Origin of the sequence: Bacillus cereus group sp. MYBK139-1 (assembly GCF_051916915.1) — a bacterium.
Taxonomy (GTDB): Bacteria; Bacillota; Bacilli; order Bacillales; family Bacillaceae_G; genus Bacillus_A; species Bacillus_A pacificus.
On sequence record NZ_JBQAHO010000005.1, the window covers coordinates 38374 to 51156 of the forward strand.

Genomic DNA, 12783 nt, shown 5'->3' on the forward strand with positions numbered 1-12783 from the left:
CCTTTTTTATTATATAGAAGAATTGTAAATTTGAAGTTAGTTTGATTTTTATGGTATTTTTACAATTCGTTTATTTTATATCCATACTTTATTGATACACTGGAGGAGATAAGAGATGAGAGGTGGGGTGTTATGGAGAAAGTAAAAGCAATACTATTTGATAAAGATGGGACATTAATGGATTTTCATTCAATTTGGATAAAAGTGGCTGAAGAACTTGTGGCTGAATGTATAAAATTATACCAACTGCCACAGTCAATGCAGCCGACTTTATTAAAAGAGATCGGTGTGGATGGGGTATTTGTTCACCCACGTAGCGCAATAGCGGCAGGAACAAGCCTTGACGTGGCAAAGGGGCTTTGTAAGTATATTACGTCATCTAAGGAAGAGGAAATGCATGAATGGGTAAGTGAAAAACTGTTTGCCCTTATGTACGAGCATCGTTCTTACATGAAAATGACGGCAGATTTACCGAGAATTTTACAAAGCTTAAAGGATAGAGGATTTATTTTAGGCGTTGTTACAGCTGATGATTTCGCACCGACAGAATTATTTTTAAAACAGTATCAATTAGAGACCTTTTTTGATTATGTTGTAGCTTCAGATACATTTGCGGCACAAAAACCCGATAAAAGAATTATAGAATCCTTCTGTGAGAGGTTTCATTTAAAGGCATGTGAAGTAGCGGTCGTTGGGGATACACCGACTGATTTATATTTAGCGAAAAATGGTGATTGCTATGCAATTGGAGTACTATCTGGTACAGGGAATCGTCAAACATTAGAACCACTTGCTGATTTAGTAGTACAATCTGTTGGGGACTTTATTTCTCATTCAGGTGAGTTTGTTTGGGAAAAAGGAAAGTCTAATGTGTAAGAAAAATAAGTCTATAAAGACTCTGAATGAGTCTTTATAGACTTATTTTTTATGGCGAAATAGAAGGTGTGTAGGATGAATACTCAAAAAGAATATTGGCATACATTTTGCAATGAAAAGAGAAAACAATGTAAAGAAAAGGATGGGGTACGTAATGAATACAAAAAAATTTGCTAAAGTAAATGAACAAATTCCTGGACCGAAAGCAGCGTCTTTACTAGAACGCCGCCAAAATATAGTACCAAAAGGAGTAAGTAACGGCATCCCAACGTTTGTACAATCTGCAAATGGTGCTCTTGTTACTGATGTTGATGGTAATCAGTACATTGATTTCGCTGGAGCGATAGGAACAATTAACGTAGGACATTGTCACCCAGCTGTTAAAGAAGCGCTCCATAAACAAGTAGATCAATACATTCATACTGGCTTTAATGTCATGATGTATGAGCCATATATTGAATTAGCAGAAAAACTTGCGGCATTAGCGCCGGGAAGTTTTGATAAGCAAGTACTATTTTTAAATAGTGGTGCAGAAGCAGTCGAGAACGCTGTAAAAATCGCTCGTAAATATACAAAAAGACCTGGTATTATCGCATTTTCTAAAGGATTCCATGGGCGTACATTAATGACAATGACGATGACAAGTAAAGTAAAACCATATAAATTTGGATTTGGTCCATTTGCGCCTGAAGTCTATAAAGCGCCATTTCCGTATGAATACCGTCGCCCAGAAGGATTAACGGAAGAGCAGTACGATAACTTTATGATTGAAGAGTTTAAGAATTTCTTCATATCAGAAGTAGCACCAGAAACGATTGCAGCTGTTGTAATGGAACCTGTTCAAGGGGAAGGTGGATTTATCGTCCCGAGTAAGAAGTTTGTGCAAGAAGTACGCAATATTTGTTCAGAACACGGCATCTTATTTGTAGCGGATGAAATTCAAACTGGATTTAGCCGTACAGGAAAATATTTCGCCATTGATCATTATGATGTCGTTCCGGATTTAATTACGGTATCTAAATCATTAGGTGCTGGTGTACCGATTAGTGGTGTTATTGGGCGCAAAGAAATTATGAATGAGTCTGCACCAGGAGAACTTGGTGGAACGTATGCAGGAAGCCCGCTAGGATGTGCGGCAGCATTAGCAGTACTTGATGTAATAGAAAAAGAGAATTTAAATGATAGAGCGATAGAATTAGGAAAGGTCGTAATGAACCGATTCGAAGAGATGAAAAATAAATATAATTGCATCGGTGATGTGCGCGGTTTAGGAGCAATGTGTGCATTTGAGCTCGTTCAAGATCGTAAGACGAAAGCACCTGATAAAACGTTGACAGCTAATTTATGCGCAGAAGCAAATAAACGCGGCTTACTTCTACTATCAGCAGGAACGTACGGTAATGTTATTCGTGTGCTAATGCCATTAGTGATTACAGATGAGCAACTTGAAGAAGGATTAACAATCATTGAAGAATCATTGCAAGTCTGTTATGAGAAAGCAAATATTGCTCGTGTTTAAAAGTTAAATAATAAAACAGCAAACATTCTAGCTGACCCTATATAAAATGCAGAAAATTCACTTTATAATAAAGGTAGTGAAGTGAATCGACGGATTGGAAGTTAGGGGTGGCTAGGATGGTTGCAGAAAAGGAACGAGTGTTAATGGATTTACAAGATGTATTTGAATATGCGTTTGACGAAATTTTTGTGACTGACGAAAAGGGAATCGTTGTACGTGTAAATAGTACATGTGAAAGGCACTATCAATTGGCTGCTAAAGAGTTAGTAGGTAAACATGTAAAAGAATTGCAGAAAGATGGTATCTTTTATCCATCAGCAACGTTAGAAGTAATTGAAAAAAAGAGGCCAATCGAACTAGTTCAGACGACAAAATCAGGAGAGTATTTACACGTTCGTACAAGGCCTGTTTTTGATGAAGAGGGCAATTTAAGAAGAGTAATTAGTTACTCTCGTGATCTTACAGAACTCTATCAATTACGTCAAAAGGTAGAAGAAATGGATAATCAGTTAAAAACATATAAAAAAGAATTAAGAGAAACATATGAACATGAAGGACTTATTTTTAAAAGTATCGCTATGCAAAAAATAGTCGAGACAATCAAGAAAGTATCCGTGGTAGATAGTACGGTTCTCGTTTTAGGTGAGACAGGAGTAGGAAAGAGTCGATTGGTGCGTCATTTACATGAAGTGAGTAACCGGAAGAATGAAAGTTTCTATGAAATTAACTGTGCGGCATTGCCGACAAATTTAATTGAATCAGAGCTTTTTGGATACTCAGGCGGATCCTTTACAGGTGCGAATCGTGAAGGGAAAAAGGGACTATTAGAATCAGCGCATAAAGGAACGCTATTCTTAGATGAAATTGGCGAAATGCCGCTGGAAATTCAAGCAAAGCTTTTGCAAGTGTTGCAAGAAAAAACGTTTCGCCCTATAGGCGGAAGAGAATTAAAGAAGGTGGACGTTAGAATTGTAGCGGCAACAAATAGAGATTTAAGTATGATGGTGAAACAAGGAACATTTCGGAAAGATTTATATTATCGTCTGAATGTCATTCCCATTGTAATCCCGCCACTACGGGAAAGAACAGAAGACATTTTGCCACTTATTTATCATTATTTACAACACTTTAACGAGAAATATGGTCGGAATGTAAAATTAGCGCCTAGCACATTGCAAATGTTTGTTGGTTACCCGTGGGAAGGAAATAATAGAGAAATTGAAAATGTGATTGAGCGAATTGTTATAACTGCTGATGATATCGTTACGATAGAGGATTTGCCAATAGCGATGCAAGAATCAACGGTTGAACAGTCCGGTCAAAGTCTCTATAAAATGTTAGAAGAAGTAGAACGTAATATTATTTTGAAAGCATATAAAACATATGGATCGAGTTATAAAGTAGCGGAGTTTTTAAAAATAAGTCAATCTGCTGCCACTAGGAAAATAAAGAAACTTATAGAGGAGGAAGAAAATATTGGATAAAAAAGCGACGTTTGTAAATGTAGAGAAAAAGGCGATGTATATAAATGGTGAGTGGATTACATTGCAAGAGCAAATAGAAGTAAATAATCCAGCAACGAAGGAAATATTTGCGACTGTACCAAAGGGCGGGGTAACAGAGGCAAAGCAAGCTGTTGATGCTGCGCATGAAGCCTTTAAATCATGGTCTAAGTTAACAGCGGCAGATCGTGCAGCGAAATTAAAAAAATGGTTCACACTTATTGATGAAAATAAAGAAGAGATTGCAGCGATCATGACGAAAGAACAAGGAAAGCCGTTTGCAGAAGCGCTTGGTGAAGTGAATTATGCAAATAGTTTTGTCGAATGGTATGCAGAAGAAGGAAAACGCGTATATGGTGAAATGATTCCTGCTTCTCATCCGAATAAACGTATTTTAGTTATGAAGCAACCAGTTGGTGTTATGGCAGCTATTACGCCTTGGAACTTCCCGGCCGCTATGATTACGAGAAAGGTAGCTCCGGCGCTTGCAGCGGGATGTACAGCGGTTGTAAAACCTGCAAGTCAAACGCCGTTAACTGCGTTAAAATTAGCTGAATTAGCTCATGAAGCAGACATTCCAAAAGGCGTAATAAATATTGTGACAGGTAGTGCGAAAGCAATTGCTGATACGTGGATGGAAGATGGGCGTGTTCGAAAAGTGTCCTTTACAGGATCAACGGAAATTGGGAAAGAGTTAATGGCTAGTGCGGCACAAACGATGAAAAAGGTTTCACTTGAGTTAGGCGGTCACGCACCGTTTATTGTTATGAATGATGCAGACTTAGATAAAGCAGTAGAGGCAGTAATCGGTTCGAAATTCCGTAACGCAGGACAAACGTGTATATGTACAAACCGAGTATTTGTTCAGGAAGAAGTTTACGAAGTATTCGCAGAGAAGTTTCAAAAGGCAGTAGGGCAGTTGAAAGTAGGAGACGGTTTCGGTGACGGAACGACTGTAGGACCACTGATTGACGAGAATGCAGTTTCGAAAGTACAGGAACATATTGAAGATGCTATTCAAAAGGGGGGAACAGTTTTATATGGTGGTCAAAAGGTTGCCGAGCTAGATGGACACTTTATGCAACCAACTGTAATCGGATTGGCGAACGATACGATGCTTTGCATGAATGAAGAAACATTCGGACCAGTGGCACCAGTTGCGAAATTTAAAACGGTTGAAGAAGTAATTGAACGTGCAAATCATACACCATATGGCTTGGCTGCTTATATTTTCACAAAAGATATTAGTCAAGCATTCCAAATTAGCGAAGCGTTAGAGTACGGTATTATCGGATTAAATGATGGACTTCCATCAGTTGCACAAGCACCGTTCGGTGGCTTTAAAGAAAGTGGTATTGGGCGCGAAGGAGGTCATTTCGGTATCGAGGAATATTTAGAAATTAAATATATTTCATTAGGACTATAAGTAGTATACTAGAATCTCTATAAGGTAACAGAGAAGGAGATTCTAGTATGGTATATTGGCTATTATTACTTGTAACAATTATTTTTGAAGTAGCTGGAACAATTGCGATGAAATTATCAAACGGTTTAACAAAGCTCGTTCCAAGTGTACTTATTTTTGTATTTTATGGAATTTGTTTCAGCGTGTTCGCCATCGTTGTAAAAAAGATTCATTTAAGTATTGCTTATGCAATTTGGTCTGGTGTTGGGACGTTACTTATTACAATCATTAGTGTGTACTTTTTTAAAGAGCACATTAGCCTATTCCAAGCATTTTGTATTCTTTTCATCGTGTTAGGAGTAATTGGGCTTAAGGTTTCATCTGCATCATAAAAGGCTATCTTCCAGTGCGGGAGATAGCCTTTTGCTTTTATTAAAATGCCCAATTACCTTTACGGAAGATTGGTTCATGTCTGCCATCAGCTGTAATGCCGTCGATATCAAGCTCAGCTGATCCAATCATGAAATCTTCGTGTGTAATACTAGCGTTTGCGCCATTTTCAGCAAGCTCTTCTTTAGACATTGTTTTTCCGCCAACTAAGTTAAATGCATAAGCATTTCCGATTGCAAGGTGGCAAGATGCGTTTTCATCAAATAGCGTATTGTAGAATAAAATATTTGTGTTTGAAATTGGTGAATCATGAGGTACTAAAGCTACTTCTCCTAAGAAGTGAGAACCTTCATCTGTTTCTACTAAATGTTTTAAAGCTTCTTCTCCAACTTCAGCTTTATAATCTACGATACGTCCGTTTTCAAATGTTAACGTGAAGTTATCGATAATGTTACCTGCAAATGCTAACGGTTTTGTACTAGATACTTGGCCGTTTACACCTGTTTTAAGTGGCATTGTAAACACTTCTTCAGTTGGAATGTTCGCCATAAATGGTACGTTCTTTTCATTTAAGCTACCAGCACCAGCCCATACATGTTTTTCTGGAAGTTCGATCGTTAAATCTGTTCCAGGACCTGTATAGTGAAGAGCTTTATAATGCTTTTCGTTTAAGTAATCAACTTTTGTATGTAATGTTTCATCGTGTTCTTTCCATGCTTCCACAGGATTTTCTAAATCAGCACGAGTAGCTTTGAAAATAGCATCCCATAGTTTTGCTTCTTGTTCTTCTGGTGCAACGTCAGGGAATACTTTCGCAGCCCATTCTTTCGTAGGAACAGAAATGACACACCAGCTTACTTTATCAGCTTGTACGTAATCACGATATACTTTCATTGCTTCACCAGCTACTTTATGAGCTGTTGCGATACGCGTTGGATCTACACCTTTTAATAAATCAGGGTTTTCTGCATAAATAGACATAAATGCAGCGCCTTCTTTTGCTAATTCTTCACGAGCGTGTGCTTTCCAAGATGGGAACTCAGCGAATGCTTCTTCAGGAGCTAGATCGAACTTTAAGCGTGTTAACGTCTCATCATTCCAATCCACATATACGTGTTTTGCACCAGATTTATATGCTTTTTCTGTAACGAGGCGTACAAATTGTACAGCTTCAAGAGGTGCACTGATGGATAATGTTTGTCCCGGTTGAATATTAACACCAACATTGACTGCAAGGGCAGCATATTTCTCTAACGTTTGTTCAAATGACATATGTATAATCTCCTTTAATTTGAAAGATTTCTTACTATATATAATACAAGAAAATTCAAAAAATATATATAAATATAGCGTAAAAAGAGAGCTCAAAATATATTGAGCTCTCATCGTTATTGAATCGAAGAAGCAAATTGTTCTACGGTCGTCGTATGGTGTATGCGAACACGCTTCATTTTTAACAACTCATCGGGTTCACCTTTTGTAATGAATTTTCCGGGTTTTGTTGTCGTTGCAAATTGATAATATTTTTTCGTCTCTGCAACGACTTTATCATCTACATGACCGAATGGATAAGCAACTGCCATAACGGGTTTACCTGTTATTTTTTCTAGTTTTTCTTTTGATTCTTTTAATTCCTCTTCATAGTTTGTAATTTTCGGTAAGTCTGCATGTGTCGCTGTATGAGATTGCACTGAGAAAATGCCGGAATCGACCATTTTTTTTATTTCAGAAGTAGACAGTGATCCTTCTACATCAACGTTATCAACAATCATATATTCTGTTGCTGTTGGTTTAAATGTATCGTCTTTTAGCTTTTGTAAAACATGAAATGCATTCATATTATTTTTCATACCATCATCAAATGTAACAAAGATAGGTTTATTTACTTTATTTATATCGCCCCAGCGTTCAAACGTTAACAGTGTATAACCATTGTCCTTTAAATATTTCATTTGGGCTTCAAAGTTAGCAGGTGATACGAATAAGTCTTTAATACCTTGACCGTGATAATCATCGATTGCATGGTACATAAGAACGGGAACCTTTTGCTCGAAAGTAATAGCAGATTTTGTGAGTGGAATGGTTTTCCCATCCTCTTTTATGCCTATTGCTTCAATTTGAAACTCACCACGTTTTCCTTCAAATTCTTTTATATCAAAAGGAAGTGTAAACTGTTTTTCCTTTTCTTTAGAAGAAAAAGATTTAGTGTGTTCCCTTCCATCAGCAGTACGCCAAATTTTATATTGTACTTCAGTTAAAGCATCTTTTATATCTGTTATATGAATAGTAGTGTTTGTAGATTCATGTGTGATTTGGTTATAAGAAATTTTCCCTTGTTCTTTCAAGGTCTCTTCTTGTTTCTTAGTTTCTTGAACCTTTTTCTCTTTTTTAGGTTCTTGACTTACATTGTTAGTATTACAACCTGCTAAAATGGCAGATGTACATAAAGCGATTGCAGCATATTTTCTCATAAAATCACCTTCTATTGTGTATTATGTTACATACTTCTATTTAAAATCCCCACCGCTGTAAGAGAGGTGGGGATATACCCTTGTTCATCATATCATTTGAATAAAATGGATGGAATGAGAAAAGTAACAATAGATAAAAGAATCACCTTACTTCAACGAGTAAGGTGATTTTTATTAAATGAATAATCCAGCGATTGTCGCAGATAAAATAGAAGCAAGTGTTGATGCAAATAACATTTTCCAACCAAATTTAGAAACGATACTTCCTTGTTTTTCAGAAAGGGCACGGATTGTACCAACAATCGCACCAATTTGGCTAATACTCGCGAAGCTAATTAAGAATACTGTAACGATTCCAACTGTACGTGGAGATAATGTTGCTGCAACACCTTTTAAATCAAGGATTGCTACAAACTCGTTTAATACAATCTTCGTACCCATAATGCCACCAGCTGGGATAATATCTTGAGTTGGAATCCCCATTAAGAATGCGAATGGAGCAAGTATATAACCGAAGATTTGTTGTAACGTAACAGCATGTCCCATTGCCCCTGAAGCTGCACTAATTACGTAGTTTACAACTTCCATCACACCGATGAAGGCGATCATTAATGCTGCAACGATACCAGCTACTTTTAAACCATCAAGCGCGCCGTTAATCATCGCACCGATAAAGCTGTCTCCGAATAGCGTTCTATCAAATTTTTGAATCACTTCGTCTTCTTTTTTCGTATCAACTGGTGTTAATAACGAACAAACGATTAAGCTTGAGAATAAGTTTAGCGGAAGAGCTGCTAGTACGTATTTTGCATCTAACATCATTACGTATGATGCTGTAACAGAAGCAGAAACTGAGCTCATTGCAGAACAACAAATGATAAACATACGGTTTTTATTGAAATGTTGTAAATCATTTTTAATAACGATTAACGCTTCACTTGAACCGAAGAATACAGAGTTTACCGCATGGAACGATTCAACGCGTGGTAAACCAGTAATTTTTGAAATCGCACCGCCGACAACGCGAACGATGAATGGTAAAACACCTAAATAACTAAAGATAGATAGTAGTGCTGAGAAAAATACGATAATTAATAGTACGTTTAAGAAAAAGACAAAGTCTCTTTGAATTCCATTAAAGAGAAAATCAACACCTGTCGTACCAAGTTTAATTAGTTTGTTGAAAACTTTACCAATGAAAATAATGATTTGTTGACCAATCTTTGTGCCAAACATAAACCAACCGATTAAAATTTGAAAACCAATCATAATAGCAATTGCACGGAAGTTGATTTTACTTTTGTTGTTTGACAAAGCAAAACATAAACCTAAAACGACAAGAATACCGATAATGCTCATTACATATTGCATGTAGTTGCCCCTTTCAGAAGTTCGTATAAAGTTTGTACATAAAACGCTCGTTGTATTACTAAAAATAAAACAAAGAGGTTTTATGTCATACGTAAGATGTCTGACCTTTTAGAAAAATGAAAATAAAAAAAGACCCATATGGATTCACTTTCATCTATGAGAGAAAGCTAATCAATATGAGTCCTTTTTTGCACATAGGCTAATATTCATTAGTTTTCCCCATAGTCCAGCAATTTAAGGTTGCCGGGTAGAAACTCTCGATCCATATTATCGAGTATATATGAGGTAACATCGTCCGTATTAAATTAGTAGTAGCGTAACATTAACAGAGAACTATCGTCAATAGCTTTTTTTCTTCCAATAGAAATAGACCATATAAGTATGATAAAATGTAACGCAGTGTTATGAAAAAGAGAGGTCGGAAAATGAGTACAAAAATGACGCCACCAGTTGAAAAAAACGAGTTTATAGATGTAGTATTTGAAGATTTAACACATGATGGTGCCGGTGTTGCGAAAGTAAAAGGCTATCCTATTTTCGTTAAAAACGGATTACCAGGTGAAGAAGCGCAAATTAAAATTATTAAAGTGAAGAAAAACTTCGCATTCGGTCGTCTAATGAAGCTTCATACAGAGAGCCCATATCGTAAAGATGCAGAATGCCCAGTGTACAATCAGTGCGGCGGTTGTCAGCTTCAGCATTTAACATATGAAGGACAATTACAAGCGAAAGAAAAACAAGTACGTGACGTTATGCAGCGCATCGGAGGACTAAGCGATGTTCCTGTTCATCCTGTACTTGGCATGAAGAATCCGTGGGTATACCGTAACAAAGCACAAGTACCAATTGGAGAACGTGAAGGCGGACTTGTAGCTGGTTTCTATCGTCAAGGAACGCATGACATTATTAATATGGAATCATGTTTAATTCAAGCAGAAGAAAACGATACATTGATTCAAGAAGTAAAACGTATTTGTGAAAAACACGGTATTTCGGCGTACAACGAAGAGCGTAACAAAGGAACACTTCGTCACGTAATGGCTCGTTACGGACAAGTAACAGGTGAGATTATGCTTGTCTTCATTACTCGTACAGCAGAACTGCCAAACAAAAAAGCAATCATTGAAGAAATTGCTGCGAAATTCCCAGAAGTAAAATCAATTGTTCAAAACGTAAACCCGAAACGTACAAACGTAATCTTCGGAGACAAAACGACAGTACTGTACGGATCAGAATATATTTATGACTTTATCGGCGATATTAAATTTGCGATTTCAGCACGTTCATTCTATCAAGTAAACCCAGAACAAACGAAAGTGTTATACGATAAAACGTTAGAATATGCAAAATTAGATGGCAATGAAACAGTAATTGATGCCTATTGCGGAATTGGATCAATCTCCTTATTCCTAGCACAAAAAGCGAAAAAAGTGTACGGCGTTGAAATCGTCCCAGAAGCGATCGAAGACGCAAAGCGTAACGCAGCATTAAACAACATGACAAACGCTGAATTTGGCGTAGGAGAAGCAGAAGTAGTTATTCCAAAATGGTACAAAGAAGGCGTAATCGCTGACACAATGGTCGTAGATCCACCGCGTAAAGGCTGTGATGAAGCATTACTAAACACAATCATCGAAATGAAACCAAAACGCGTCGTATACGTATCATGTAACCCAGCAACATTAGCACGTGACTTAAAAGTACTAGAAGAAGGCGGATATAAAACACAGGAAGTACAACCTGTTGATATGTTCCCCCATACGACACATGTGGAGTGTGTAGCTTGGCTGAAGTTGGTATAATAGGAAAGCAGTTGATATAGAAAAAATCTATACCACCTGCTTTTTGGTTTACAAAAATACCATTCATAAGCGATTTTAGTTAAAATAAATATTGCTGATTTTCACAAATTATAAATTGAGATTTTGAAATTGTATTCATAGTGAGAGGATTTGAATTTGAAATGATAGATAATTTTTGGCGTGAATTACCACGACCATTTTTCGTACTTGCACCAATGGAAGATGTGACAGATGTTGTTTTCCGTCATGTAGTAAGTGAAGCTGGTCGTCCGGACGTATTCTTCACAGAGTTCACAAACTCAGATAGCTATTGTCATCCAGAAGGTATGAAAAGCGTACGTGGTCGTTTAATTTTTACAGAAGATGAACAGCCAATGGTGGCACATATTTGGGGAGATAATCCTGAATATTTCCGTCAAATGAGTATTGGTATGGCAGAGTTAGGATTTAAAGGTATTGATATTAATATGGGCTGTCCTGTACCAAACGTAGCATCAAGAGGAAAAGGTAGTGGTCTTATTCTACGTCCAGACGTTGCGGCAGAACTTATTCAAGCTGCAAAAGCAGGCGGACTACCTGTCAGCGTAAAAACAAGACTTGGCTTTAAAGAGTTAAGTGAGTGGGAAGATTGGTTAACGCATATTTTCAAACAAGATATTGCAAACCTTTCTATTCACTTACGTACAAGAGAAGAGATGAGCCAAGTAGATGCACACTGGGAGCTAATTCCGGAGATTAAAAAATTACGTGATCGTATTGCACCAAATACGCTCCTAACGATAAACGGAGACATTCCTGACCGTAAAACTGGGCTGGAACTTGCTGAAAAATACGGTATTGATGGTGTTATGATCGGACGAGGCATCTTTAAAAATCCATTTGCCTTTGAAAAAGAACCAAGAGAGCATAGTAGTAAAGAGCATCTAGATCTTTTAAGACTACAGCTTGATCTTCAAGATCAATATGCAGAAGTATTACCACGCTCCATCACGGGACTACATCGCTTCTTCAAAATTTATGTAAAAGGCTTCCCTGGAGCTGCTGAATTGAGAAATCAGTTGATGAGTACGAAGTCGACGGATGAAGTGCGTACATTGCTTGATCAGTTTGAGGCGAGTGTGAATGTGGTAGAAGGTAGTGAAACAGTGTAACTCCCTGAAGTAGAGGGAAATGGATTTTATTTAGTTTTGCGTTCTTTTGTAGAGTGTAATAGAAAGAGGATAATTTTATCCCGCTTTAATTGGCAGCCCGAGTGGTGAGGGCTGATTAAAGGTTCACTTTATAAATGTATTGAACTAAACAACACCAATATGTTCTCGGATATATGCTGTATATATGGAGTTTGTATCTGATATGTAGAGATAGTTTAAATAAACAGATGGGAATCTTAACTCAGATGAGTAGGGATTCCTATCTGTTTTTTTATTCTAAATTAGCTGAGTTGTAT

The 12783-nt window shown here is 37.2% G+C and carries 10 protein-coding genes and 1 riboswitch; of the genes, 7 read left to right on the top strand and 3 right to left on the bottom strand.

Going from position 1 to position 12783, the window contains the following annotated elements:
- The first annotated feature begins 132 nt into the window (after positions 1 to 132).
- From ACTFRS_RS22890 to ACTFRS_RS22910, 5 genes are all read left to right on the top strand, one after another.
- Positions 133 to 876, top strand: coding sequence for an HAD family hydrolase (locus tag ACTFRS_RS22890; RefSeq protein ID WP_000416638.1), 744 nt, complete (start codon positions 133 to 135; stop codon positions 874 to 876).
- Between the two features lie 154 nt (positions 877 to 1030).
- Positions 1031 to 2395, top strand: coding sequence for a 4-aminobutyrate--2-oxoglutarate transaminase (gene gabT / locus ACTFRS_RS22895; protein ID WP_242296784.1), 1365 nt, complete (start codon positions 1031 to 1033; stop codon positions 2393 to 2395).
- A 116-nt stretch (positions 2396 to 2511) separates the two neighbouring features.
- Positions 2512 to 3879 carry a sigma-54 interaction domain-containing protein gene (locus ACTFRS_RS22900; protein WP_000225163.1) on the top strand — a complete coding sequence of 456 codons (1368 nt, stop codon included), beginning with the start codon at positions 2512 to 2514 and terminating at the stop codon, positions 3877 to 3879.
- On the top strand, positions 3872 to 5323 hold the full coding sequence (gabD, locus tag ACTFRS_RS22905) for an NADP-dependent succinate-semialdehyde dehydrogenase (protein ID WP_431085123.1): 1452 nt from the start codon (positions 3872 to 3874) through the stop codon (positions 5321 to 5323). The genes ACTFRS_RS22900 and gabD overlap by 8 nt, the downstream gene beginning before the upstream one ends.
- Before the next feature lie 47 nt (positions 5324 to 5370).
- Entirely contained in the window at positions 5371 to 5694 is a 324-nt protein-coding gene (locus ACTFRS_RS22910) for a DMT family transporter (protein ID WP_000263262.1), read from the top strand.
- Positions 5695 to 5734: 40 nt separating this feature from the next.
- Here the strand turns inward: ACTFRS_RS22910 and ACTFRS_RS22915 are convergent, their stop codons facing one another.
- The 3 genes from ACTFRS_RS22915 to ACTFRS_RS22925 form a co-directional block, all read right to left on the bottom strand.
- Positions 5735 to 6964, bottom strand: coding sequence for an aminopeptidase (locus ACTFRS_RS22915; RefSeq protein ID WP_242294483.1), 1230 nt, complete (start codon positions 6962 to 6964; stop codon positions 5735 to 5737).
- Positions 6965 to 7080: 116 nt separating this feature from the next.
- Positions 7081 to 8163 (bottom strand): polysaccharide deacetylase family protein, encoded by a 1083-nt coding sequence (locus tag ACTFRS_RS22920; protein ID WP_440025189.1) that lies wholly within the window; start codon positions 8161 to 8163, stop codon positions 7081 to 7083.
- 174 nt (positions 8164 to 8337) lie between these two features.
- Entirely contained in the window at positions 8338 to 9534 is a 1197-nt protein-coding gene (locus ACTFRS_RS22925) for a NupC/NupG family nucleoside CNT transporter (protein WP_139869442.1), read from the bottom strand.
- Positions 9535 to 9736: 202 nt separating this feature from the next.
- A riboswitch (purine riboswitch) is annotated at positions 9737 to 9838 on the bottom strand.
- A gap of 121 nt (positions 9839 to 9959) precedes the next feature.
- On the opposite strand from ACTFRS_RS22925, the gene rlmD reads away from it, so the two are divergent.
- Together rlmD and ACTFRS_RS22935 are read left to right on the top strand one after the other, a co-directional pair.
- Positions 9960 to 11336 carry a 23S rRNA (uracil(1939)-C(5))-methyltransferase RlmD gene (gene rlmD, locus ACTFRS_RS22930; protein WP_139869443.1) on the top strand — a complete coding sequence of 459 codons (1377 nt, stop codon included), beginning with the start codon at positions 9960 to 9962 and terminating at the stop codon, positions 11334 to 11336.
- Positions 11337 to 11497: 161 nt separating this feature from the next.
- Entirely contained in the window at positions 11498 to 12487 is a 990-nt protein-coding gene (locus ACTFRS_RS22935) for a tRNA dihydrouridine synthase (protein ID WP_139869444.1), read from the top strand.
- The last annotated feature ends 296 nt before the right edge of the window (positions 12488 to 12783 follow it).